The sequence below is a fragment of the Collinsella sp. TM06-3 genome, from assembly GCF_003436395.1.
Lineage (GTDB): Bacteria > Actinomycetota > Coriobacteriia > Coriobacteriales > Coriobacteriaceae > Collinsella.
This window is the reverse complement of the sequence record NZ_QSPG01000006.1, coordinates 97,220-123,312: the sequence shown is the minus strand read 5'-3', so window position 1 is coordinate 123,312 and position 26,093 is coordinate 97,220. Positions and strand designations below refer to the sequence as shown.

The 26,093-nt window shown below is 61.1% G+C and carries 20 protein-coding genes; 3 read left to right on the top strand and 17 right to left on the bottom strand.

The features are described from left to right. Nucleotides 1-161 precede the first annotated feature (161 nt). From DXD56_RS04245 to DXD56_RS04220, 6 genes are all read right to left on the bottom strand, one after another. Nucleotides 162-968 (bottom strand): YebC/PmpR family DNA-binding transcriptional regulator, encoded by an 807-nt coding sequence (locus DXD56_RS04245; RefSeq protein ID WP_117640266.1) that lies wholly within the window; start codon nt 966-968, stop codon nt 162-164. Between the two features lie 167 nt (nt 969-1,135). Next, nucleotides 1,136-3,319 carry a DUF6020 family protein gene (locus DXD56_RS04240; protein WP_233524930.1) on the bottom strand — a complete coding sequence of 728 codons (2,184 nt, stop codon included), beginning with the start codon at nt 3,317-3,319 and terminating at the stop codon, nt 1,136-1,138. A gap of 144 nt (nt 3,320-3,463) precedes the next feature. Beyond that, entirely contained in the window at nt 3,464-4,285 is an 822-nt protein-coding gene (lgt, locus tag DXD56_RS04235) for a prolipoprotein diacylglyceryl transferase (protein WP_117640264.1), read from the bottom strand. Between the two features lie 109 nt (nt 4,286-4,394). Continuing rightward, nucleotides 4,395-4,673, bottom strand: a complete 279-nt coding sequence (locus DXD56_RS04230; protein ID WP_099432127.1) for a NifU family protein — start codon at nt 4,671-4,673, stop codon at nt 4,395-4,397. 172 nt (nt 4,674-4,845) lie between these two features. Further along, complete coding sequence (locus DXD56_RS04225) at nt 4,846-5,370, bottom strand: dCMP deaminase family protein (RefSeq protein WP_117640262.1); 525 nt, start codon at nt 5,368-5,370, stop codon at nt 4,846-4,848. A gap of 84 nt (nt 5,371-5,454) precedes the next feature. Continuing rightward, entirely contained in the window at nt 5,455-6,306 is an 852-nt protein-coding gene (locus DXD56_RS04220; RefSeq protein WP_117640260.1) for a type III pantothenate kinase, read from the bottom strand. A gap of 191 nt (nt 6,307-6,497) precedes the next feature. On the opposite strand from DXD56_RS04220, the gene DXD56_RS04215 reads away from it, so the two are divergent. Both DXD56_RS04215 and DXD56_RS04210 read left to right on the top strand, forming a co-directional pair. Further along, nucleotides 6,498-8,201, top strand: coding sequence for an OPT/YSL family transporter (locus DXD56_RS04215; RefSeq protein ID WP_117640258.1), 1,704 nt, complete (start codon nt 6,498-6,500; stop codon nt 8,199-8,201). Nucleotides 8,202-8,416: 215 nt separating this feature from the next. Continuing rightward, nucleotides 8,417-9,556 (top strand): DUF389 domain-containing protein, encoded by a 1,140-nt coding sequence (locus DXD56_RS04210; protein WP_117640256.1) that lies wholly within the window; start codon nt 8,417-8,419, stop codon nt 9,554-9,556. 56 nt (nt 9,557-9,612) lie between these two features. Here the strand turns inward: DXD56_RS04210 and DXD56_RS04205 are convergent, their stop codons facing one another. The 11 genes from DXD56_RS04205 to DXD56_RS04155 all read right to left on the bottom strand — a co-directional run bounded on the left by DXD56_RS04205 (nt 9,613) and on the right by DXD56_RS04155 (nt 23,958). Further along, the gene (locus DXD56_RS04205) at nt 9,613-10,062 is read right to left on the bottom strand and encodes a hypothetical protein (RefSeq protein WP_117716943.1); all 450 of its coding nucleotides are present in this window, start codon (nt 10,060-10,062) and stop codon (nt 9,613-9,615) included. 270 nt (nt 10,063-10,332) lie between these two features. After that, entirely contained in the window at nt 10,333-11,292 is a 960-nt protein-coding gene (locus DXD56_RS04200) for a 3-hydroxyacyl-CoA dehydrogenase (RefSeq protein WP_117640252.1), read from the bottom strand. Between the two features lie 416 nt (nt 11,293-11,708). Further along, nucleotides 11,709-16,490: a 2-hydroxyacyl-CoA dehydratase gene (locus tag DXD56_RS04195; RefSeq protein ID WP_117640250.1), complete on the bottom strand. Its 4,782-nt coding sequence runs from the start codon at nt 16,488-16,490 to the stop codon at nt 11,709-11,711. 12 nt (nt 16,491-16,502) lie between these two features. After that, on the bottom strand, nt 16,503-17,213 hold the full coding sequence (locus DXD56_RS04190) for a TetR/AcrR family transcriptional regulator (RefSeq protein ID WP_040358972.1): 711 nt from the start codon (nt 17,211-17,213) through the stop codon (nt 16,503-16,505). A 120-nt stretch (nt 17,214-17,333) separates the two neighbouring features. Beyond that, a complete protein-coding gene (locus DXD56_RS04185; protein WP_117640248.1) occupies nt 17,334-18,191 on the bottom strand; it encodes an HAD-IIB family hydrolase in 858 nt (285 codons plus the stop codon). A 115-nt stretch (nt 18,192-18,306) separates the two neighbouring features. Beyond that, entirely contained in the window at nt 18,307-19,569 is a 1,263-nt protein-coding gene (locus tag DXD56_RS04180) for an MFS transporter (protein ID WP_117640246.1), read from the bottom strand. Nucleotides 19,570-19,669: 100 nt separating this feature from the next. Next, the gene (locus DXD56_RS04175; protein ID WP_158549320.1) at nt 19,670-20,332 is read right to left on the bottom strand and encodes a TetR/AcrR family transcriptional regulator; all 663 of its coding nucleotides are present in this window, start codon (nt 20,330-20,332) and stop codon (nt 19,670-19,672) included. A 74-nt stretch (nt 20,333-20,406) separates the two neighbouring features. Further along, nucleotides 20,407-20,745 (bottom strand): P-II family nitrogen regulator, encoded by a 339-nt coding sequence (locus DXD56_RS04170; RefSeq protein ID WP_099432138.1) that lies wholly within the window; start codon nt 20,743-20,745, stop codon nt 20,407-20,409. Nucleotides 20,746-20,901: 156 nt separating this feature from the next. Beyond that, nucleotides 20,902-22,179, bottom strand: a complete 1,278-nt coding sequence (locus DXD56_RS04165) for an ammonium transporter (RefSeq protein WP_117640242.1) — start codon at nt 22,177-22,179, stop codon at nt 20,902-20,904. A 198-nt stretch (nt 22,180-22,377) separates the two neighbouring features. Then, nucleotides 22,378-23,397 (bottom strand): putative ABC transporter permease, encoded by a 1,020-nt coding sequence (locus DXD56_RS04160; protein WP_233524929.1) that lies wholly within the window; start codon nt 23,395-23,397, stop codon nt 22,378-22,380. Between the two features lie 3 nt (nt 23,398-23,400). Further along, nucleotides 23,401-23,958: an HD domain-containing protein gene (locus tag DXD56_RS04155; RefSeq protein WP_117640241.1), complete on the bottom strand. Its 558-nt coding sequence runs from the start codon at nt 23,956-23,958 to the stop codon at nt 23,401-23,403. 228 nt (nt 23,959-24,186) lie between these two features. Between DXD56_RS04155 and DXD56_RS04150 the strand changes: the two genes are divergently transcribed. Then, nucleotides 24,187-25,968, top strand: a complete 1,782-nt coding sequence (locus DXD56_RS04150) for a 1-deoxy-D-xylulose-5-phosphate synthase (RefSeq protein WP_117640240.1) — start codon at nt 24,187-24,189, stop codon at nt 25,966-25,968. Nucleotides 25,969-26,093 lie beyond the last annotated feature (125 nt).

The following is a 26,093-nucleotide window of genomic DNA, read 5'->3' as shown; positions in this document are numbered from 1 at the left end:
GCTCCCTTCAAATCTCGGCTCTCGAAATGCAGAACGGTTCGCATCATTATAAAAGAGCCGGGTCCGGTGCTCTACGCACGCGGATCCGGCTCATCTATTCCACGAGGCTTGCATGCTCGCTTCATTATGCCCAGATATGCACGGCTCAATCCGTGCTGGCGCTACTCCTCCTCGAGGGCAGCGATGACCTCGTCGGTCATGTCCATGGTGCTGTAGACGTCCTGGACGTCGTCGAGCTCCTCAAGACGGTCGATGAGGCGCTGGACCTTCTTGGCGTCGGTACCAGAGACCTCGGTCGGGGTGGTCGGGACCATGGTGGTCTCGGAGCCCTTGACCTGGACGCCCTGCTCCTCGAGCGCCTTGGAGACAGCCATGACCTCGTTGGCAGTAGTCCAGACAATCCACTCCTCGCCGGCATCCTCGTAGTCCTCGCCACCGGCCTCGGCGATGGCCATCATGAACTCATCCTCGTCACCGGCAGCACCGTTGGCGATCATGGTCTCCTTCTTGGCGTTCTCGTCCAGGATCTCCTTGGCGACGACGATCTGGCCCTTACGCTCAAACTGGAAGGCGACGGAGCCGGAGGTGCCCAGGTTGCCACCAGCGTGGGAGAAGGCGGAACGGACATCAGCGGCGGTACGGTTGCGGTTGTCGGTCAGGCAGTCGACGTAGACGGCGACACCGGCGGGACCGTAGCCCTCGTACACGATGTTCTCGTAGACGGCGGCATCGGCACCCGAACCAAAAGCCTTGTCGATAGCGGACTTGATCTTGTCCTTAGGCATGGACTGAGCCTTGGCCTTGGCAACGGCAGCGGCGAGGCTGGCGTTGTTCTCGGGCAGCGGGTCACCGCCGAGACGGGCAGCAACGGTGATGTTGCGGCTGAGCTTGGAGAAGAGGGCGGAACGCTTGGCGTCCTGCGCGCCCTTACGATGCTTGGTTGTGGCCCACTTAGAGTGTCCGGACATACGTGTCTCCTATCGGTTTCGACCTAAAGCCCAGCGCAGATGCTCGGGCAATATAAACAAACGTCGTTATGATATACCTACTGGCCTGCAAGATAAACCCCAAAATGAAGGCGTCGTGATGATGGCCCCTTTGGTGCAGCAAAGAAACCTGACCCCAATGCACCAGGTTAGGACCAGAGGAAGTCACTGCGGGTGACGGTGGCGCCGATGGCGAAGGGCATGCAGGCGATGACCGGATACAGGTAGCGCATGTAGGTCGAGCCGTTGCACGGACCAATCAGGCACACGGCGAGCACGCCCAACAGCGGCACCCAGATCGCCAGCGCACGCCATGAATGACGACGCAGCAGGTAGACCACCACGGCGATCATAATCCACACATAGGTGGCCGAGCTCATGGTGAGCGAAATAAACGGGATGCGCTGCACCGCCACACGGTACAGATTGATCAGGTGGTCGCACCAGCGCACCACGTTGCTGTCAACCGGATGGAAGTCGAAGTACTTGAGGTTGTCGGGACGCGCCATGATCTCGGCACTACGCGCCGTGCTGTAGACCCAGGCATCGCGCGCGCTCGGATAAAAGTAGCCGTAATAGTTATTGATGAGCGCCGAGATATAGCACTCGGGATCCTTTTTGAACATCTGCGCCCAGACCTCAAAATAGGCATCGATGTCCTCCTGCGAGGCGTACTCGTTAAAGCAGTTCTTGACGGCATCCGACTTATCCGGGTTGTAACGGCGGCCCAGATTCTCGTACTTGAGCACACGGTCGATCACGGCACGCTCTTCGTCGGTCACCAAGCCGTCGCAAGGAGCCTCCACGATGGTGCCGTCCTCCTTAACCGTGGGGTTGACGCCCGAGTTGAGGCCGTCGTGCTTTTGGACGAAACGAGCCGTCTGTTGGAACGGAATCGAGAGGATTTCGCGCTTGGAACCAGGCGTGATGTCGTGCGCCGGCATAAAAACCTTGGTGAAGTACATATTAGAGGCAAGGCAGAGTGCAAGCACCGCAAGAACTCCCACCCAGCGGAAGCGCGGGATGCCGCCCGAAGGCGCAGTACCAGCCTGCTTGGCTGCGCGACGAGCCGCATGCGCGTCCCATGCGCAAAACGCCGCCGCGATTACGCATGCCGCCAGGGGAAACACCAGGCCGCCGTTGCGCAGAAACGTGGAACCGATGGCGCCCAGAGCGAGCAGCAGCCAGTCGTGGCGCGCAAAGAGCACGGGCCTCTGTTCGCCCGCACGCTCGGCATTGGCATCACGACGGGGCAAGCCACATGCCACGAGCTTGACGGTCTGTACCAGCAGCACCAAAAACGCGTCGGCAAAGAGCACGTCTTTGGTGAGCAACGCCGCGTAGTTAGAGAACATCGGCATAAACGCAAAGAACAGCAGGATCGCACCGCGAACCGGCAGGCTCACGCCCAGTTTGCGCAGCGACGAAATGGAATAGGCCATGCAGGCAGCCGTGATGACAAATTGAGCGCAGGTATAGATGATGAGGCCCGCGTTAGCGCTGTTGAACAGCGAAAGCCCCAGTTGAACGCACGAGCCGATAATGGCCGTGTGCACTACGGGATGATGCCCGTTGAGCAGCACGTTGGGGTTGAGTAGGCGCAGGTAGTCGCTCGTGCCGTTGGGATAGTTGAACCACTGGCGAATCTGCGCACCCGTATCTCCCATAAAAAGGCCGGGCAGCGAAGCGATGAGCGTGGGCGCCCAGGCGATCATAAGCACCAGGAAGGGCCCGGCAAAGGGATGGACCGAGAGCACGGCGTGAGCCACACGCCATATGCGGCCAAAGTGCGCCTCGGAAAACGGGATGCGTCGGGAGCTCAGCCAATCCAGACACTCAAAAGCCAGATAGAAGGCCACGATCGCTAGGAGCATCCAGCCCGCGCCGCCAATCCAGGCGCAGATGATGCGGGCCTTGTCGCCAAGAACAATCTCGGCCGAGTCGGTGAGGTCGTAGCTGCGGCCGAACACCATGCAGATGGCGAAAAACAGCGACGGCAGAATGATCGATGGACGCCAGGTGTCGCCACGGCCAAAGAACACGTAGCGAAACGGCAGCGTGAGCAGGCAGGCAAGCGCAAGCAGCATGACCGCGTCGGTATGGCCGGCAAACGAGAGGAGCACCTCGTAGCACACGTACAGCATGCCCGAGGCTTTGGGGTCAATCGCCAAGACTGCGTTGCTCGACACCGGGGCGGGATCGATGGAAAACGCCGTGGTCGCCAACAGCGCGAGCAGAAATGCGATGAGCGTCTGCTTGGCGGGGTAGCGCTTAAACCAGACGATGCGGGCCGCGTCGCGCGCAGCCGTTGTGGAGAGATCGGAATCCTTCACAGTCCGAAAGCCTTTCTAGAAACCTGCCAAAAAGGGACAGGTTTATTTTGGCAGGTTTTATCTGGGGAAACGTTACGGTTCTGTCATCATTGCCCAGCAAACCACCACAAAGGTGCCTGCCCCCTTTGTGGTCGTATGTGGTGGTTAAGCGTCGAGGTAGATGCGCTGGGGGCGATTGCGGTGTCGGGCGAAGATGATGAGCGCCAGGCCCGCAATAACGAGCGGAAGGCTCAGCAGCTGACCCATCGTGATGACGCCGCCCAGCAGATAGCCAAGCTGGGCGTCGGGCACGCGCACGAACTCGACGAGGAAGCGGACGATGCCGTAACCCATCACAAACACGCCCATAAACGTGCCCTGGGGCAGCAGCGGCTTTTTGCGGCTGAGCACCTGCAGAATGCAAAAGAGCACAATGCCCTCAAGAAATGCCTCGTAGAGCTGGGAGGGGTGACGCGACATATCGCCCGCGGTGCCACCGAAGACCACGCCCCAGGGCAGATCGGTCGGCTTGCCCCACAGCTCACCGTTGACAAAGTTGGCACAACGGCCCAGGCACAGGGCCAGCGGAGCGCCAATGACGGCAAGATCGGCCAACGTCCATGCATCGAGCTTATACATGCGGCACACGATGATGCCGCCCAAGATGCCGCCGACCAGGCCACCGTGGAAGCTCATGCCGCCCTCGTTGGTGGCAAAGATCTCGAGCGGGTGCGCCCAGTAGTAGCCGTCGCCGTAAAAGATGACGTAGAACAGACGGGCGCCAATGATAAGGCCAAAGACCACGCCGACCACGACACTCGTCAGGTCGTCAATCGTGATGCTAAAGCCCCAGCGACGCTGCGTGCGGTACATGACAACCGCCGTGAGCAGGGCACCGACCACATAGGCCAGACCATACCAGTAAATCGTGATGGGCCCCGCCGAAATCGCGACGGGATCAAGCATATGGTAGAAGTCGTTGAGCATGTCGACCCTCCTACTCCCTACATACAAATGCGGCCGCGGGCCTTGCGCTCGCAGCCGCATATTTGGGCGTAACGTCTATGCGGAGTATGCCGTCCGCAGCTTTCGCATCTTAGAACGGCGCGTACTCGTCGTACAGGTCGTCGGTCTCGCCGGAGGCATTAACCTGCTCGACACGGGTAACGCCGGGCACATGCTCCTTCAGGATGCGCTCAATACCCATGGACAGGGTCAGCGAGCTCATGGGGCAGCCGGCGCAAGCGCCCTGCAGCTCCAGTTTGACGACGCCCTCGTCGTCAACGCCCACATACTCCATATCGCCGCCGTCGGCCTGCAGGTTGGGGCGAATCTCTTCAAGAACCTTCTTAAGCAGCTCTTCGTTAACAGCCACAGGGGCTCCTTTCTCACAATTACGCGGGCGCGCCCGCGGACAGAAGCTATGTTACTACAGCCGTGTACCCGCTCACGAGCCGTCCATGCGCGCAGACGCGACTTTCACGAGTAGTCAATTTGGGACGGGGATCTTTTAGCTGCCTGTTGTTACCAGCTGGCGTTGGCACGCGCTACTGCCGAGCCTGTCCCCCGGTACCAATCTGGACATCGACGATAACCTGGCGGTAGCTAATACCGCAGGAGTCGAGAATGCGGCGGCTGATGCGGCCGTCGTCGGTGTCGGCGTACTTGTTGTCCAGGTAGACAACCTCGCCCACACCCACCTGCGCCAAAATCTTGGCGCAGTCGTGGCACGGGAACAGCGTGACGTAGACCGTGGAACCCTCGAGGTCCTTGAGCGAGCCACGGTAGTTGAGCACGGCGTTGGCCTCGGCATGGACCACGTAGTTGTGCTTGTCCTGCAGCGGGTCGTCGCTCGTACCCCACGGGAAAAAGTCGTCGTTGAGCGCCGAGGGCGTACCGTTGTAGCCCACCGAAAGGATACGGTGGTTGGTGCTGGCGATGCACGCACCCACCTGCGTGTTGGGGTCCTTGCTGCGGCGCTGTGCGGCGATGGCCACGCTCATAAAGAACTCGTCCCAGCTAATGACGTCCAGGCGCTTGCCTGACGAAGTTTGATGAAGATCGTCCGACATGGCAGACACCTCCGTAATCGCAATAGTTTGACCCATTGTAGCAGGTGAAAGGTGGGGGCGTTTGTCCCACCGGCGCCCTCACTTTTACACGCGGCGGGGCTTTTGGTTGATGCGGTAGAGCTCGGCGAGTCCTCGCAACGTCAGCGCGTCATCTACCGTCAGGCTGTGGCCGACCAGCGACGCGAGCGCCTCGGCATCGTCGCCGGTAATGACGATGGGCACGTCGCCCTCCCCCGAGGCCTTGGTCGCGCGCATCTCGGCAAGCACCATGTCGAGCATGCCGTCGATGCGTGCCACCTCGCCCAGAACCACGCCCGAACGCATGGCCTCGCGCGTGTTGCGGCCGATCACATGCGTGGGTGCCGAGGGCTCGACCTGCGGCAGACGCGCCGCAGCAGCCGAAAGCGAGCGGGCGCCAAGCGCCAGACCCGGCGCGATGACGCCGCCCACAAAGGTGCCGCGCGCGTCGATGACCTCGATATTGGTCGTGGTACCCAAGTCGATCACGATGCACGGAGAGCCGTAGACGGCACGGGCCGCCACGGCGTCGGCGATGCGGTCGGGGCCGATCTCGGCCGGGTCGTCGTAGCGGACGGGCATGCCGGTCTTGAGGCCCGGCCCCACCGTGAGCACGCGTCCCGTGCAGGTGCGAAAAAGTGCCGCCTTCCACGGACGCTCGAGCGCCGGCACCACGCAACTCAGGACTGCAGCTGCGGGAACGAGCGCGCCGGGCATGCCCGCATCGGCCGCCAGCGCGGCCATGACTTGAGCGAGTCGCATACGCGCTTCGTCGGCCGTAATGCTCGACGGCGTCGTGATCTCGCACGTCGCAAGCGGGCATTCCTGTGCCGCGGCCGAATCCTCGGCAAACAGGCCAAAGCGAATGAACGTGTTGCCCACGTCGACCGTCAATATATATGCGCACCCATTAAGCATCGTCGGCGCTCCTTTCGTCTGCCCAGCAGTATATCGCCTACCTAAACCAGTCATCCCAAAATGACTGGCTTGCGGTTATACTGATGCGCGGCCGCGCGCGAGCTCACGCGGCGGCCCTTGGTAACCCGACTTCCCGCGCCGTATCCGTAACGGCGCTCCCGGGGAAGCGGATATACGCAAAGGAGTTTTATATGAGCAATCCCTCGAACCGCGCTTCGATGCGCGGGCAACTCACGCTGCGCGGCGTCGTCATCGGCGTCCTTGGCTGCGTGATCATCACGGCAAGCTCGGCCTACACTGCCCTCAAGATGGGCGCACTCCCCTGGCCGATCGTCTTCGCTGCCGTCATCTCGCTGTTCTTCCTTAAGCTCATGGGCAACGCTAGCCTCAACGAGGCAAACGTCACCCACACCATCATGTCCGCAGGCGCCATGGTCGCCGGCGGTCTGGCGTTTACCATCCCGGGCGCCTGGATGCTGGGCTATGCCGACCAGATCAGCTGGCTCGACATGTTTATCGTGGCACTCGCCGGCACTATCCTGGGCCTGCTGGCCACCGCGCTCATCCATCGTCACTTTATCGTGGACGCCGCGCTGGAGTTCCCCACCGGCAACGCCGCAGCTCAGACCCTGCGCGCCACCGAGGCCGGCGGCAAGACCGGCAAGCAGCTCTTTGGCTCCATGGCCATCGCAGGCATCTACAGCGTGCTTCGCGACGCCCTGGGCGTGGTGCCCAGCATGCTGTGCACGCTCAATATCCCCGGCGTGACCTTTGCCATCTACAACTCGCCCATGCTGCTCTCCGTCGGCTTCCTCGTGGGCTTCGCCCCGGTCGCCTTCTGGTTTGCCGGCGCCCTGCTGGGCAATTTTGGCATCATTGTCGGCGGCACTACTGCCGGTCTGTTTGACGTTATGACCGCACAGGGCATTGTTAAGTCCCTGGGTATGGGCCTCATGATGGGCTTTGGTGTCGCCGTCGTCCTCAAGGACATCCTGCCGCAGGTCGCCGGTATCGTCCGCGGCCTCGCCGCCGACAGCTCCACCGACACCGACGAGCAGTCGCTCATCTCGGGCTCCCTTAAGCTCGACGCCGGTATCATCGGCCTGGGCGCTGCCGCCATCGCCGTGATCATCGCCATCGTGCTCGACCTTGGCCCCGTTCCAGCCGTCATCGTCACGCTGTTCACCTTTGTCACCACCATCATGAGCGCGCAGAGCTGCGGCCAGACGGGCATCGACCCCATGGAGATCTTCGGCCTCATCGTCATGCTCATCGTGGCAGCCTTCGCGCAGCTCGCTCAGGTCAAGCTGTTCTTTATCGCCGGCATCGTGGCCGTAGCGTGCGGCCTTGCGGGCGACGTCATGAACGACTTTAAGGCTGGCGCCGTGCTGGGCACCAACCCGCGTGCGCAGTGGATCGGCCAAGCCATTGGCGGCATCGTGGGCGCCCTGGTCGCCGCAGCCGTCATGGTCGCGCTCGTCACCGCCTATGGCCCGGACGCCTTTGGCCCCGACAAGAGCTTTGTTGCCGCGCAGGCAAGCGTCGTCGCCACCATGGTCTCGGGCATCCCGAGCGTCCCGTGGTTCGTTGGCGGCTTTATCGCCGGCATCGTCATGTACTGGCTCGGCATTCCGGCCATGATGATCGGCCTGGGCGTGTACCTGCCGTTCTACATGTCACTCACGGCATTCCTGGGCTCCTGCGTCAAGCTCGCCTACGACAAGTGGGCCGCACGCCGCGACGCCGCTGCCGGTCTTTCGGACGAGGAGAAGGCCTCCAAGGATGCCGCCTTCCAGGAGCAGGGCCTGGTCGTCGCCAGCGGCCTGCTCGGCGGCGAGTCCATCGTCGGCGTTATCCTGGCGTTTGTCTCTGTTGGTCTGAGCCTGCTGGGGTAGGCCGAACAACAACGCACCAGCGCAGAGCGCGGAGTCGGAATCAAACCGGCCCCGCGCTTTTTTGTCTATTTGACTCTTATGATCCTCGCGGCGTTTTAGCCATGTCGATTGGCCTGACTTCCAGGTCAACAAACCTTGTCTGACACCTCGCCTAACGCGGTGTAGAGTAAAGACGACAGACGCAAGAAGCGGCTCAGAAGCTAAACGAGGTAAGCATGGAACTCGACAAACAACAGATCAAGCGGCTGCGCGAGCGTCATCATCGTCGTCACGGTATACGCCCTGCACACAGCGAGGCCATGGAGAATGCCACCCGTTTCCTTAAGCAGGCGTTCAACATACGCGAGGGACGCGCGCCCTATCACGTGATTCGCAAGCGCTTTGTAAACGGGGCGCGCCTGACTGGCTCGCACTTATGCATCCTGATCATTGCCATGTTGATCGCGAGCATCGGCCTCGATATCAACTCGGATATCGCCATTGTAGGTGCCATGCTCATCTGCCCGCTCATGGGCTCGGTCCTTGCCATGGCATACGGCATTGCCACGCTCGACCGCGAGATTGCCGTCGAGGCAATTGCCGGCCTCGCGCTGCAGATGGTCTTTTGTCTAATCACGTCCACGCTGTACTTTAAGCTCTCGCCCCTTGGCACCACCACGGCCGCCATCATCGATAACTCGACACCCACCGTATGGGACCTTGCCGTCGCGCTCGCGGGCGGCTTTGCGGGTGGCCTGGGCAACTCGCGCGACCAGGAACCCGCCACGCTCATCGCCGGCGTGGCCGTGGCGACCGCGCTCATGCCGCCCCTGTGCGCGGCGGGCTATGGCATCGCCATCGCAAGCGGGTCGCTGTTTCTTTCAGCCCTCTACGAGTTTGGCATCAACGTGGTCTTTATCGCACTGGCTGCCGAAGCCGTGCTGCTTCTTTTGCGCGTGCCGCTCAAGCGCGACCTCAACGGCGACGGCATTGTGACCGCCGAGGAAAACGCCGAGGTCGATGAGCTGTCACACAAGGTGCGCCGCCGCATCATCGTGGGCACGGTGGTCTTTGCCATCCCCTGCATCGTTATGACGGCGGGGTCTATTGGCTCGGCGCAGGCCGGCGTGCAGGACGGTTACGGCGTCACCGAAACCACGCGCGAGCTTGCCGCGGTGCTGCCGGGCTTTAAGGATTACACCGTTGCCGTCGAGACCTCGGCCACCGAAGACGAGGAGGAGGGCCTTGTCGAGCGCGAGGTTGTCGCCCATGTGACGACAAGCGAGGCGCTTGGGGCACACGACCGCCGTGTAGCCCGCAAGCTCATCGACCTCAATGTGCCCGAACTCGATCGCGTGGAGTTCGATGTGAAGTAACGTGATGTAGGGCGCAGATCACGACTGCGCCCCGCTCGCTGTTTTATTGCCGTGAATCAGCTGTCCGCATCGACATCGCCAGACTCCACTGTAAACGCCGGGCCGGTACTCACCAGATAAAAACGGGTCACCCTGGTATCTCTAAATAGGTAGAGCAAGCCCTGATCGCGTCGGCGCGAAATATACGCCACGTGGACCGTACCGAATTCTTCGCCGTTTTCCTTCTTTAATATCAGGATGTTGGGGTCATCCGTACGCTTAAACTGCCCGTCTGCGCAGATTCCGTCTTGGTCGACCAGCTGCCATCGACAGTTGTCCTCCTCAAGAAAAGCCAGGGTTTCCCGACTTGTTTCGTCATCCCGATAGTAACCGTCAATGGCAAAGCCTTCGGAAGCACATTCCTGCATATAGGATGTTTCTCGACTTATAGCGAACTGCCCTATAGCGCCCAGAAGCACTGCCAGGCAAACCACTGCAACGGTTATCGAGACAAAACGGCGGCTCATGTCAGCCAGCCCGATACTTGTTTAACGGAGCACGAAACATACTTGGTACCTCCGATATCATGGCGAATGTCACCTACGGCCTGTCGGCAATCATATGTTTCCAACATCAAACCATATGGCAACCACTCGCGAGAGGAGTATCGGCGAACGGTGCATTTTTGCGTTCTATTGGGCAAACGTCAACGCGCGCTACAGCTCTTGCTCGACCTATTCAGATCTTGTCGCATACTACCGTAGATCCTCAACGCTTCCGCCCCCAAGAGATCATTTTTAGTACTTGAAGAAGCCCTCGCCCGAGCTTTCGCCCAGCTTACCTTCGTCGAGCATTTTCTTGAGGACGGATGCCATAGCCTTAAAGTTGTAGGGCATCATCATCTTCTTGAGCAGCGGGCTCACCAGGCCCGGGACCTTCTGATACTGCATGACGATGTTGTAGGCCGTCTGGATACCCACCGTGTCGAATACGCGGAACGGGCCCTTGGGGGCGCCGGTGCCCCGCGTCCATGCAAGGTCGATGCTCTTGGGGTCACTCACACCCGAAACATACAGGTCAAGGCCCGAAAGCAGCCACGGCACCAACATGGAATTGAGCAGGTAGCCGTTCTTTTCCTTGTTGACGGGCAGGGCAAGCATACGGATATCGTTGGCAAAGTCGACGAGCTCGTCGAAGTAGCGCTTGTCGGTTTGGTCCTGTGCCATGACCTCGGTCATGTTGTTCTTCCAGATGGAGTTGGCAAAGTGCAGCGACAGGTACTTCTCGGGACGGCCGGTGTACTTGGCAAAGGTGCTCGGCAGCAGCGTGGATGAGTTGGTCACGATGACGGTCTTTTGCGGCAGAACCGGGGCGAGCTTCTTGTAGAAGTCGATTTTTGCCTGAGTGTCCTCGGCCATAGACTCGATGACCAGGTCGGCGTCGGCCACGGCCTTGGCAAGATCGAGCTCCAGCTTGAGTGTGGAGTAGGCACGCTCGACGGCGGCGAGCGCCACTTCCTTGTCGAAGGGCTGGGTGCCATCGGCGATACCGGCGCACCACTCGCCCGTGCCGTCCGCCATGCCCTCGATTGCCGCGATGTACTCCTTGCGCACGTGATCGATCTTGGGCTGGGTGCGGCCGATGCTGCCCTCGCTGCGCAGCCAAATCGTTACATCAAAGCCGCAGTAGGCAGCCTGAAAGGCAATCTGGCTTCCCAACACGCCGCCGCCGGCAACACAAACGGTCTTGTAGCTCATGGAACGGCCCTCTCTTACGTAATTCCATAGATGTGTATTTATTCAACCGTAAGGATGACGCGCGCTGGGGGTGGGTTCTATAAACGGGCGGTATTTCGCGGCAAACGGCTACATATGTTCATTATCTCAGGGGTTCCGAGGGCAGTTTTTGGTGCCACCGAGACGTCGTTTTCGGAAGTATGCGGCAAATTCCGAAACTCTTGAGCACGTCCTGATTTTCGCCAATAAAACCGCAGGTACAGAGCTTTGTCATATCCGGTGTGCTCGGCCTATTCAGATTTTGCCGCATACTTCCGAAATCTAAGTTCGCAAAGGGTGATAGTTGGGGCGTTTACGCAACATATGTCCAGCAAAAACGGGTGGTAGCCGGCACGGCTGCCACCCGTTTGTCTCATATCTAGCCCATAGCGGGCAAGCTACTTCTTAATGCCGCGTCCCAGACGCTCGGCGACCGACGCAACGGCTTCCTCGCTGGCCGGCTCGCAGCTCACGCAGCCGTCGTGGGCGCGCATCTGGCCGGTGACCTCGTCCATCGCGAGCGGCGCCACCTTCTCGAGCTTAAAGCCCTTACCGGCGCGCATGTTCTCCTTGGCCACACTGATCATGAGCTTAATGCGGTTGAGCTGGTTGACCTCGGACGCGCCGGGGTCGTAGTCCACCGCGACGATGTTGCTCTCGGGGTGCTGACGGCGCAGCTCCTTGATCACGGCCTTACCCACCACATGGTTAGGCAGGCACGCGAAGGGCTGCGTGCAGATGATGTTGGGCGCGCCATGGTCAATCAGGTCGAGCATCTCGGCCGTGAGCAACCAGCCCTCGCCCATGTTGTTGCACACCGAAAGCACCGTGCGGGCCTTGTCGGCCATGGTGCCGATGCGCTCGGGCGCCTCAAAGCGGCGGGACTTCTCGAGCAGCTCTTCCACCGGCGTGCGCATCCAGTCCACAAGCTTGATGAGCGCCTGCATACCAGCGCGCGTGGTAGCAGAGCTTCCCAACTCGTCCTTCTGCAGCTCGGCGTTGCTCATGGAGTACAGGAAGAAGTCGAGCAGACCCGGCACCACGGCCTCGCAGCCCTCGCGCTCGATCACGTCGACCACGTGGTTGTTGGCCGTAGGGTGGAACTTGACCAAGATCTCGCCAACTACGCCCACGCGCGGCTTGGTGCCCTCGCCCACGAGCGGCATGGTGTCGAACGCGCGGATGGCCTCGCGGCACAGCTTGGTGTAGTTGTGGCGGTTGAACTTAGGCGCCAGCTTGCGAGCACGCGCCATGTACTCCTCGTAGAGTGCGTTCGCCGCACCGGGCGTGGCCTCGTACGGACGGCAGCGGTAGAGCATCTGCATCATCACGTCGCCAAAGAGCACCGCGTAGACTGCCTGCTTAAGCAGCGCCGGCGTAATCTTAAAGCCGGGGTTGTCCTCGCCGAGCGCCACTGCCGAAAGCGAGATCACCGGAATCTCGGGGTGGCCGCTCTCGCGCAGGGCCTTGCGGATGAGCGCGATGTAGTTGGTGGCACGGCAGCCGCCGCCGGTCTGGCTGATGACCACGGCCGTCTTGGACAGGTCGTACCGGCCGCTCTCGATAGCCTCCATAATCTGGCCCGTTACCAAAATCGACGGGTAGCAGATGTCGTTGTTCACGTAGCGCAGGCCTGCCTCGACGGCGTCGTGATCGGTCGAGGGAAGCAGCTCCAGGTTGTAGCCGGCACCACGGAACACCTCTTTGACCAGGTCAAAGTGGATCGGTGCCATCTGCGGGCATAGGATGGTGTAGCCCTCCTCGCGCATCTGCTCGGTAAAGGGCACCTTGGGCCACGCGGTCGAGGCGCTCTCGCGTTGCGCCTCGAACGTGTACTTGCGGCTCGCAAACGCGGGAGCATCCGTGGAAGGCGCCACCGGCGCGGCATCGCCCTGCTCGTAAGCCTCGCCCGCGGCGGTTGCCTCGGCCAGACGTTCGGCCTCCTGGTCCTTGAGGGCAGCCATGAGCGAGCGGATGCGGATGCGCGCGGCGCCCAGGTTGGACACCTCGTCGATCTTGAGCACGGTGTAAATCTTGCCGCTGGCCTCAAGGATTTCCTGCACCTGATCGGTGGTCAGGGCGTCCAAGCCGCAGCCGAAGGAGTTGAGCTGAATCAGGTCCAGGTCGTTGCGCATCGTCACAAAACGGGCGACGGCGTACAGGCGGCTGTGGTACATCCACTGGTCGACCACGCGGATGGGGCGCTCGGGCTTTACCAGATGCGCGAGCGAATCCTCGGTAAAGACCGCAAAGCCAAAGCTCGAGATAAGCTCGGGCAGGGCGTGGTTGATCTCGGGGTCGTTATGGTAGGGACGACCGGCGAGCACGATGCCGTGACCGCCGTGGTCCTCGACCCACTTAAGAGCCTCCTCGCCCATGGTCTGGATGTCCTCGTGGAAACGCGCATCGGCCTCAAAGGCGGCGTTGACGGCGGCATCGACCTCGGAACGCGTGATCTTGGGCCCACGCACGCGACCGCGACCGGCTTGCGCATCGGCCACACGGTCGACGGCGAGCACCTGGTACAGACGGCGCTTGAGCTCGGTCTTGTCATGATAGGGCACAAACGGGTACAGGAACTCGATATTCTGCTCGCGAATCTCATCGATATTGAGCGCCAACGCCGTGGGGTAGCTCATGACGATGGGGCAGTTGTAGCAGTTACCGGCCGTCGGGTCCTCCTTGCGCTCCCAGCGCACGCACGGCATCCAGATAAAGTCGACATCGCGGTCGATGAGGTTCATAACGTGGCCGTGGCTCATCTTTGCCGGGTAGCACACGCTCTCGGACGGCATGGACTCGATGCCCGCCTGGTAGGTCTTTTTGCTCGACTGGTCGGACAGCTGCACGCTAAAGCCCAAGCGCGTAAAGAACGCGTGCCAGAAGGGGTAGTTCTCGTACATGTTGAGCGCGCGCGGGATGCCGACGGTGCCGCGCGGGGCCTCGTCGGGGCTCAGCACCTCGCGGTTAAAGAGCAGATCGTTCTTCTTTTTGAAGAGGTTGGGCGCCTCGGTCTTTTGCTTTTTGTGGCCGGCACCCTTCTCGCAGCGGTTACCGGTAATGAAGCGCCTGCCGCCGCCAAAGTCATTGACGGTGAGCTGGCAGTTGTTGGAGCAGCGGCCGCAGCGGACATGCTTTTGCGTCACGGTGAGGTGCGCGATGTCCTCGGCCGAAAGGATGGTCGAGGTGCCGTCGGCGCCGGCGCGATCGCGGGCGAGCAGGGCCGCACCATAGGCGCCCATGCAGCCGGCGATGTCGGGACGCACGGCATGAACGCCGGTGAGCTGCTCAAACGCGCGCAACGTGGCGTCGGACATAAAGGTGCCGCCCTGAACGATCACCTGGCTGCCGATCTCCTTGGGGTCGCGCAGCTTAATGACCTTGAACAGGGCATTCTTGATGACGGAATAGGACAGGCCGGCCGCGATGTCGCCCACCGTGGCACCTTCCTTTTGCGCCTGCTTGACGCGCGAGTTCATAAAGACCGTGCAGCGACTGCCCAGGTCGACGGGGGCCTTGGCATGGATGGCGGCATCGGCAAACGCGCGCACGTCCATGTTCATAGAGACGGCGAAGCTCTCGATAAAGCTGCCGCAGCCCGACGAGCAGGCCTCATTGAGCATGATGTGCTCGATGACGCCGTCCTTGACGCGCAGGCACTTCATGTCCTGGCCGCCAATGTCCAGAATGAACTCGACGCCGGGCAGGAACGCCTTGGCGCCGCGCAGGTGCGCGACGGTCTCGATCTCGCCGGAATCGGCCTTGAGAGCCTCGATGAGCAGCGCCTCGCCGTAGCCCGTGGTGGTCACGTGGCCGATGGTGCAGCCCGCGGGGATGTGGTTGTAGAAATCGGCCATGATGACCTTGGCCGTGCCCAGGATGTCGCCGTTGTTGTTGCCGTACCAGGTGTGCAGCAGCTGACCGTCCTCGCCCACGAGTGCGGCCTTCATGGTGGTGGAACCGGCGTCGATGCCGATGAACACGCGGCCGGTGTAGCCGTCGAGCTTGCCCTTGGGGACGACTTCCTGGTCGTGGCGGGTTTTGAACTCGGCAAAGTCCTCGTCGGTGGCAAAGAGCGGATCCAGGCGCTCGACCTCGGCACCCTGTGTGTCACCCAGGCTGTCGATGGCCTCGATAAGCTGCGGGAACGTGCTGAGCTTGTTGGACTCGTGCGCCATGGCAGCGCCGCTCGCCACAAACAGGTGGGCGTTTTGGGGCACAATGCGGTGCTCCTCGTCCAGGTTGAGCGTGAGGTAGAAGCGATGGCGCAACTCGGAGAGATACTGCAGCGGGCCGCCCAGGAAGGCGACGTTACCGCGAATGGGACGGCCGCACGCCAGGCCCGAGATGGTCTGGGTCACGACGGCCTGGAAGATGGAAGCGGCGACGTCCTCGGGGCGGGCGCCCTCGTTGAGGAGCGGCTGCACGTCGGTCTTGGCAAATACGCCGCACCGACTGGCGATGGGATAGATGGTGGTGGCGTTGGCCGCGAGCTCGTTAAGGCCGCTCGCGTCGGTGTGCAGCAAGGTTGCCATCTGGTCGATGAACGCGCCCGTACCGCCGGCGCAGGTGCCGTTCATGCGCTGCTCGATACCGTTGTCAAAGTAGATGATCTTGGCGTCCTCGCCGCCCAGCTCGATGGCGACGTCGGTGGCAGGGATGAGGGTCTCGACGGCGCGTTTGCTGGCGATGACCTCCTGGACAAACTCCAGGTCGAGCCACTGCGAGAGCAGCAGACCGCCCGAGCCGGTGATGGCGCAGGTCATTTGAGCCGTCGGCAACACGGTCGCGGCACCCTCGAACAGGTCGCGGGCGCAGGCACGGACGTCGGTGTGATGGCGCTGGTACTTGGCGTAGACGATCTGGTTGTCGTCGTTGAGCACGGCGAGCTTAACGGTGGTGGAGCCCACGTCGATGCCCAGGTGCAGGTTGCCGCGGGCGGCCTCGGGGTTGAAGATCGCGCCTTCGGGGGCCTGGGCGGCGGCTACGGGCTCAGCGGCGGTAGCGGGCTCGCCAGTGACGGACGCCTCCCCTGCCGCGTTCTTGGCATCGGCAACTGCCTCGGCGACTTTCTCGGCTGCCGCGGTCGCCGCCTTCTGTGCAGCGTCCACCACGGCGGGCGCGGCCTCGCGTGCGGCAGCAACCATGCGGTCCTTGATGCCCTCGACGAGTTTGCTCATCTGTCTCTCCTCTTAGTTGTTGGACTCGACGGTTGCAGCGGTGTCGGCCGCGTCCTCGAGCTGCAAGTTCAATAGCTTCATGCCGTATTCCGGCACGTTGATATCGATGGGTTGGCCATACAGGTCGCCGGGGCGCACAAAAGCGAGCACCGTCATAATGCGCGCCATGGCCTCGGGCGATTCGGTGAGTCCGCGCTCAAACCAGCGCTGAATCATGCCGACCTCGGCGCTCACGACGTAGGTGACGTAGTAGTCAAAGAACGTGCCCAGCGCCAGGCCCAAAATGCCCGTCTGCGCACGCGGCACCACAGCCTCACGCGCGGTGTCGATAATCCTTTTAATGAAGGCCTGGTCGCCGCCCGGACCCAGCAGCGCACCGATTAAGTCGCGGTTGGCCGCAAGATAACGCAGCAGCTCAACCGAACCGGGCGCCGGCTCGAGCTCATCGATGTTGTGATAGAGATCAGGCAGCTGAGCTGCGGTGATGAGCTCAATGCGCTCACGGATCTCGGCCAGCAAGCCGTCCTCGATTTGATTGATAAAGTCGGGGATATCGCGGTAGTGCGAATAGAACGTGCGACGCGTAAGGCCAGCGCGCTCGGTGAGCGACGCGACATTAATGCGCGAAAGGTCGCCGCTTTCGGCAAGCTCGCTGGCAAGTGCCTGGCGAAGGGCACGCTGCGAGCGAAGGGACCGGCGATCGCATTTCTCGAGCTGGGACAAGCGTCCTCCTTGTTACTCAGCCTGTGCGCTATTGCACAGTGCGAGTATTATTGCACACCGTGTGCATCAACACGTAAAGGCAATATTTAGATTGTGGCAAAGGGACTGTCCCTTTGTCCCTTATTCGATGATGGTGCGGGAGCTCTGCTTATGCATGGTGGCGAGCATGTGTTTGGGGACGGCGTGGACCATGCAGTTGCCGATGGTCGCGCTCGCGGCAGCCTTAGCTGTATCGCTAGCGTTTTTGGTCGCATAGCTGTGGCGGAAACGCTTGAGCATGGCGATGTCGTTGCCGCCGTCGCCGTAGACCGCAACCTCGTCCTCGGCAATGCCGTAGTAGCCCGCCAGCCAGGCCACACTCTCGCCCTTGTTACACGCCACGTCCGTGATCTCGAACATCACCGGATCGAACGGCGCGTTGACCACGCGGTCCGATCGCTCGGCAAGATACGACTTAAGGTCACGCTCCAGCTCGGGCGAGGTCACGCGACAATTGATCTTGCATACATCGTGACGCAAGATATCGCCGATCGACTGGTCGAAATACTGTTCCTCGTGATACCCGCCGCGTGCACGCATGCCGCGCATCACAATACGCTTGATGGGGCTGTCCTTTTTAAAGCCCGCCTGATGCATCTCGAACGAACCGCTCGAGTACATGCCATCGGGCGTGGAACAATCAAAGCAAATGTCCGGGAACGCCTTGAGCAGTTCCTCAGTGACCTGCGGATCGATGGTCCAAGTCTTGAGCACCTCGCCATGGCTGTCGCGCACGATGGATCCATTGGAGCAGCAGGCGTCAAGTGCCAGGCCCGTAAAGCCATGCTCGCCGATCGGCAACGTCGAGCGTCCAGTCGCGGGAACCACGTGCAGGCCAGCCTCAGTCAGCTCGCGAATGGCGCGGCGGATGGTCCCATCCGCCTCATGCAGGGCGTTCAGCAGCGTTCCGTCTAGGTCACTCGCGAACATCTTGATCATGTGCATGCCTCTCCTTCGTCTGCACGATATTGTAGACGAAGGAGAGGCATGCCCAAACAATGCCGTCCCGGCGCGGCGGGCCACTGCCTCCGCAAATTCACGGTGCCCCAGCGCGTCAAGACAATCGCCGCAGGCGATTTTTCAGACGATAAAACAGCGCCGTCGTCAACGTCAGCACCGCCAACATGGCTGCGAATACAATCGCCGGTGCCCATCGATCATATGCAACCCCGTACGTCAATTGGCCGATAGGTGTTGCGCAGGAAAGGACCACGTAAACGACCGAAAGCACTTTTCCGCAGAGCTCAGTCGGCGCTACCCGCTGAACAAACGCGATGATTTCAACCGACGTAATGCTCGCCCACACCATGACCCATGCCGAACCAACCGCAAACACGGTGAACACGCATACATCTACGCCGAACAGCAGCGTAACAATAATCGGCGCGACTCCAAAACAGATCATCGCAACATATCGACATATGCCATTGAGAGAAAAGCGATGCGGCCAAATGCCGACCAAGCCGCTGCCAGTAAGACCACCCAAGCCCAGAGCAACCTCAACTATCCCAACGCAGGACGATTGCATGCCGAGATGCTTTGTAACAATAATGGGAGCGCCAATCGTTAGCCCAACCAACGCAAGGTTCAAAACGGCCGCAAGCAAAATCACAGCGACCAATAATGCATTTTGCAACAGATACCGAATCGACTCCCGAAAATCGTTTCGGCATGTCGTACGAGTCGCGCCGTCTCCCATCGTTTCAAATGAGGCATTTTGCTTGAGCGCGCCCCCAAACAAGAGAGCTGAAATCGCAAACGCCACCGACGCGGTTGTGCAAAGAGCATCGATGCCAAAGTACCCATAGACTGCCGTCCCGACCACAGGGCCCAAGATATTGCTCACCATGGTCATCTGCGAAACCAATGCAGTGGCCCGCTCAACCTTCTCTTCACCCGCCATGCGCACCGTCTCAATTTGGAGCATTGGCTTCAGCAGCGATTGAGAACCATATTGAACACAAAGTATCGCTACTACGACGACCGCAAGAGGCAATGAGTGCTTCATGGGGATAGACAGCAGTGATGCAGTCATCAGAGCAATGCCGAGGGACACGAGGACCTCGCGATGTCTTCCCCTATCCGCCAAGATTCCGCCAGCCGGAGTTGCAAGTACGCCGGGTATGAACGCTATCGCCGCGACGACGCCATATAACGTTGACGATCCACTGCGATCGAACAAGTAAAGTGGATACGCAAAGCACAGCGCCGACAGCATCGAATACGTGCACAGCTGCGCAACCAGAAGCTCCGCGAGCCTGATTGACCGCACTGTTTTTGATTTCAACGAGACACCGACGTCTCTCAGCCCAGCCATAAGCCCACCCCCTATACATACCACTAGTATGTATTTAATGACTTGAAAAGGGCAGCCGTGGCTACCCTCACAAATCAATTACATACCGTTGGTATCTATATTACCACCCGGCGCGGTCCCATACGTCCCAAATCTGCGCCGTTGTCTGAAGCACTTCATTACCCAAATCGAGCCCCACCGCGGCAGCCATCTGCGCCAAACATTGTGCGCGAGCGAGCATTCGCTCCTTGGGCTCGAGCGGACGGAACAATGGCAGCAGCCAAAGATTCGCCAACAACGATACGGCCTCCGCCGCTTCGCGCGGGCATTCGCACGCAATGGAGCCGTCGGCGATGCCCTCCTCGATCACTGGCAAGAGACAGCCATCGGCCGACTCGTCAAATGAGCCCTGGTACTGCATCGCCAGTAGGCGCGAGCTTTTTACCGGATCTGCTGCAGGACGCATACGTGCCCATAGCTCAATTTGTGGAACAACGGACTCGGGAGCGTACAGTCGCTTGAGCTTTTGGGCTCCGGTCATATTACCGACGCCAAGCATCGAGCGGCGGTGCTCAACAATCGGAGTCATCGCCCGATCAAACGCGGCGTTGAAAATCTCTTCTTTGCTCTTGAAGTGATGATAGACAGCGCCCTTGGTCATGCCGTCGAGACGGTCAACGATATCTTGAATACTCGTCCCCTCATAACCCTGTGCGCAGAATAGCTCCAGTGCCGCGTCGAGAATCTTCGCGACCGTCTCCTCGGGATATTTATTGCGACCCATAATCCGCCCATCCGCAACGCAAGCCTTGTGCCTCATTGCAGCATTTTAACGTTGCGGATGGCAGACGGTCGATTCTACACCGCGGCGGGGCCATGTTCGCCGGTGCGAATGCGGATGACTTCCTCGACCGGCTCGACCCAGATCTTGCCGTCGCCGACGGCGCCGGTGCGGGCGGCATTGCAGATGATGTCGACAATTCCGTCGACATGTTCATCGGCGCAGATGAGGGTGAACTGCACCTTAGGGATCGTGTTGACAAGCAACTCGTTGCCGCGCACGTATTCCTTCCAGCCATGCTGCGCGCCGCAGCCCTGCACCTGGTTGATAGTCATGCCGCGAACATCGGCAGCGAACAGCGCATCTTTGAGAACCTCAAGCTTTTCCTGACGCACGATAGCCGTGATCTTTTTCATAATGAATTCCTCTCCTCAATAAAAGAAATGAATTGTCCTTCACATGGCACGGGTTTTCCAGGTGCCCGAGATTGCCCCGAAAGAGGAGCGCCGCGTACTTCGGTACGCAAGCGACGGTTTGAGGGGCAAGGTCGGGTGCCTGGGAAAGCCGTGCCGCTAATCGAGTCCCGAGAAGGAAGGGTATGCGCTCTCGCCGTGCTGACTCGCATCCAGACCCAGGGCCTCGTCGGCCTCGTCCACGCGCAGGCTGCCGCGGAACAGTGCCTTGACCACCGCGACAATCACCAAGTCGAGCACCAGCACGATGGCGACCGTCACCACAATGCCCAGGATCTGCGAGATGAGCAGCGACACGTCGCCCGTGTAGAACAGGCCGCCCTTACCGGTCCACGAGAGCTCCGGCACACAAAACAGACCCGTGAGCACGCCGCCCAAGATGCCGCCGATGCCGTGGCAACCGAACGCGTCGAGCGCATCGTCGTAGCCGAACTTGGTCTTAAGATGGCTGATGGCCAGGTAGCAGACGGGCGATACGATCAGGCCCATGACCAGCGCCGCCCACGGCCCGACAAAGCCCGCGCCCGGCGTGACCACCACGAGGCCCGCGACCAGACCGGTGCTGGCACCCACCAGCGTGGGACGACCAGTGTGCACGCGCTCGACGGCAAGCCACGAGACCATACCTGCCGCGCTGGCCGTCACGGTGTTGAGGATGGCGAGCGCCGCCACGGCGTCGGCCTTAAACTCGCTGCCGCCGTTAAAGCCAAACCAGCCAAACCAAAGTAGGCCGGCGCCCAGCGCCACAAACGGTACGTTATGCGGACGGTAGCTCACCATGCCAAAGCCGCGACGACGGCCGAGCATTAAGCAGAGGACCAGGCCGGTAAGACCGGACGAAATGTGCACCACGTCGCCACCGGCAAAGTCGAGCGCGCCGATGATGTCGCCGATAAAGGAGCCATCGCCGCCCCAAACCATGTGGGCGAGCGGCGCATAGACCACAAGCAGCCAAATGCCTAGGAAGGCCGTCATGGCACCAAACTTAACGCGACCGGCCAGGCTGCCCGTAATGATAGCGGCGGTGATCATGGCAAACGCCATCTGGAAGGCGATGTTGATGATCTGAGGGTAGACGGCACCGTCCGCAGCATTGCCCTCGGCCGCCTGCAGCACCTGGTTGAGCACCGGCAGGCACAGCAGCTGGTCAAGGCCTCCAATAAACGGACTGGAGCCGTCGCCGCCGTAGGCCAGCGACCAGCCGGCAACAATCCACAGCACACCAACTAGGCCAATGGCGCCAAAGCACATAAGCATGGTGTTGATGACATTTTTGCGCCTGGACAGGCCGCCATAGAAAAACGCCAGGCCCGGTGTCATTAAAAACACGAGCATGGTGCAGATGAGCATAAACGTTGTCGACCCCGTATCGTACATTCGCTCCCCCTTGGTCGCATGAACGTTGTCGGCGCCCATAGTGCGGCCGAGGGGCAACTGGTGTAGACCAGATACGGCGTTGTTAAACGCTGCGTTGTCGAATGGAAACGGTGCCGCAATCTTGGAAAAGGCGCGGCAACGGGCGCGAAACGAACGGGAAATGCGAGGGCAAGGGAGCCGTGAGCGCGCCCGTCCCGGCTAGCGCCGGAACAGCTCACGGGCTCGGTCGCGGAGGTTGGTGGCTCGGATGACACCCTCGTAGCGGTTGATGCGCAAGCGCGGGAAAGCATTGAAGAAGCGCAGGTCACGACGGCTGAGCGACACGCTCGGCACCGGACGGCTCATGTGCTTGCCGGCAAGGCGACGACTGAGCGACGGACGCGGCATGCTCGGCGCGGCATCGGCAACGCGGCGGGCAGCAAGCGCCAGGCCGCGAGCACCATCCGAGATAAACGTCGGCATCGAAGCCTTCTCACGCAGGGCATCGAGTGCCGCGTCGCCCAGCTCCGCCAGCCACGCGTTAACGGCACGGCTACGGATGTGCGTCTGTGCCACCGAGTCAATCGTAGAATCGGGAATACGTTCGAGCATAGAGTCGGAGGCATCGGCAAGCGACTCATTGATGCGGTCGGCAAGGTCGGCGCGCACACGCTCCAGCTCATCGGACAGGCGGCGCCAGCTCGCCAGTGAGCAAATCGCATCGACGATCATCACAACCGCGACGGCAAAAGCCGCCAGCCGCACCATGAAAACCGGCAGGTGGGCAAGCAGGCCCAACACCGCCGGCTCCACCACGCGACAAATGCACAACGCGCCCAAGCCAAACGCGCAGGCCCAGTACAGGCAAATACGCCCATGTAGGTTAAACGGCAGATGCGAATAGTCCCAAAAGCGAGCGCCCGTCGTTTTTTCGAGTAACACGCCCACGCTGTACTCGATTACGCTGCATACGAGCGCGGCAGCGACAAACTGGCTCGAGGCGTCTGGGATTCCACGCAGCAGCAACCAGCACGCGATGCCGCCCGCACCGTAGATGGGACAACACGGCCCTAGCAAAAAGCCGCTGTTGGCAAAGCGTCCGTGGTTGAGCATGGCGCAGACTGTCGACTCCCATACCCAGCCGCAAAAACCGTAGAAGGCAAACGAGAGTACCAGCGCCGAGAGCGGACAAGCGGCAAGCGTCGCGCCGTCAAATGCCATGCCGATCGCGGTTCCCACCGTCTACCCACTCCTCTTTTCGTTCGATTCTTTGCTCGAGCCGTCGCTCGAACCCTCGTTCAAATCGTTCGCGCCGCCTTTGCGCGGCAGACGGCCGGCAATCGTCTCGCGCAGCGCGCACCATTTATCCGCCAGGCACACAATCCATGCCTCACGACACGTCGGCGGCACCGGCACCAGCGGAAACATATGGCGCGCGATGATATTCCGCTCGCGCGACGTCAGCTCAAAATCTTCCTCGGCACGCGCCAGAGCAAAAAATGGATGCCGGAATCCGTGCAGTCGATGGCTTGGGTCGGGGTCGTGCCAATCGTAGAGAAAGTAATCGTGTAACAAGGCTCCGCGCAGCAACGAGGCGCGGTCGACCGAAACACCGACGCGGCCCAGGCGCTCGGCAAAGGACAGACTTGCCCGCGCCACCGAGGTCACATGCGTATACACCGTCACATCGCCATGTTGGATAAACTCATGCATCAGGTCCAAGCGGCCCGCCTGGGCAAGCTGACGGGCGGCATCGTCGACCTCGCGCGCGATTTTCTCGGCACGAACGGTATCGGACATGCGGCCTCCTTCCGGCGGCGCTCGGCGGCAAGCCGCAGCCTGCACGCAATGAATAAAATCATCATCGAATTTACCAGTATGGCATCGGACAAAACGTTTTGCCCCACCAGTTGGCGAATTACCGCGCCGCCGTCACATATCAAACGCCAAAATGTGCGAGACTGTCTTGTGCAATTGTGCCGGCCGAGGGAGTGCCGGCGCACGATTCGCATGGAGTAACCCACAACGATGCTGCTTACGCAAACGACAACGCCCGAGGACGTCAAGGCTCTCGATCGCGCCGAGCTTCCGCTGCTCTGCGGCGAGATCCGCCACGCCATCCTCGAAAGCTCCGCCGCCGTCGGCGGGCACGTTGCCCCCAACCTGGGCGTCGTTGAGCTTACGGTTGCGCTCCATCGCGTGTTTAACTCCCCCACCGACAAAATTGTCTTTGACGTGTCGCACCAGACCTATGCCCACAAGGCGCTGACTGGGCGCGCGTACACTTATATCGACCCGGCACGCTACGGCGAGGCCTCTGGCTTTGCCAATCCCGACGAGTCCGAACACGACCTGTTCGCCATGGGCCACACCTCCACATCGGTGAGCCTGGGCTGCGGCTTGGCACACGCCCGCGATCTGGCGGGCGACAGCTACAACGTCATCACCATCATTGGCGACGGTTCGCTTTCGGGCGGTCTGGCGTTTGAGGGCTTTAACAATGCCGCCGAGCTCGACAGCAACCTGATCATCATCGTCAATGACAACGACCAGTCCATCGCCGAAAACCACGGTGGCCTGTATCGCAATCTGGCCGAGCTGCGCGCCAGCAACGGCACCTGCGAGCGCAACGTTTTCCGCGCGATGGGGCTCGACTACCGCTATCTGGACGCCGGTAACGATGTGTTGGCCCTGGTCGACGCGTTGCAGGAGCTGCGCGATATCGATCATCCCATCGTGCTGCACGTCTCCACCGCAAAGGGCAAGGGCTTTGAGCCAGCCCAGAGCGACCCCGAGCGCTGGCATCATGTGGGTCCGTTTGACATGGCGACTGGGCGCAAGCTCTGCCCGGGCCATCCGAGCGAGCCTGCGCCGCGCACCTATGCCGACATTACGGGCGAGGCGCTCAGCGCCGCCATCGAGCGCGATCCGCAGGTCGTGGGCATCACGGCCGCCACGCCCTACATCATGGGCTTTACACCCGAGCTTCGCGCCGCGGCAGGCAAGCAGTTTGTCGACGTGGGCATTGCCGAGGAGCACGCCGTGACCTTTGCCACCGCACTCGCCCGCTCGGGTGCCAAGCCGGTCTTTGGCGTGTACGGTACGTTCTTGCAGCGTGCCTACGACGAACTGTGGCACGACCTGTGCCTCAACGACGCCCCCGCGACCATTTTGGTGTTTGGTGCGTCGATCTTTGGCACCACGTCCGAGACGCACCTCTCGTTCTTTGATATTTCCATGCTGGGCGCTCTCCCCAATATGCGTTGCCTGGCGCCTTCCTGTATGGAGGAATACCTGTCCATGCTGAGCTGGTCGCTCGATCACCGCGAGCATCCCGTGGCGATTCGCGTGCCGGGCATTGGCCTGGTAAGCCGCCCCGATCTGGCGCCTGCCGAGGGCGACGATTACGGCGTCGCGCGCTACAACGTCGTGCGCCAGGGCCGCGACGTTGCCGTGCTCGCGCTTGGCGATTTCTTTGAGCTGGGCGAGCGCGTGGCAAACCGCTTGGCTGCCGAGTACGGCATCGAGGCCACGCTCGTCAACCCGCGCTTTGCGACCGAGCTCGACCGCGAGTTCCTCGACAGCCTTGCCGCCGAGCATCGCGTTGTCGTCACCCTCGAGGACGGCATCTTGGACGGCGGCTGGGGCGAGCGCGTGGCGTGCTACCTGGCCTGCACGCCGCTGCGCACGCGCACTTTTGGTATCGCCAAGGGATTCCCCGACCGCTACGACCCCAACGAGCTGCTCGCTCAGAACGGCATGACGGTCGAGAACATGGCCGCCGAAGCCGTAAGGCTACTGAACGAGTAAGAAAACCTCCGCAAGGAAAGCACCCCTGCGGAGGTTTATATTTTCGCGACGCGATTATCTCGATCTGTAACATCTAGGACCCGAATTCCCGTCTAACTGTTACAGATCGAGACAAGACGTCTTAG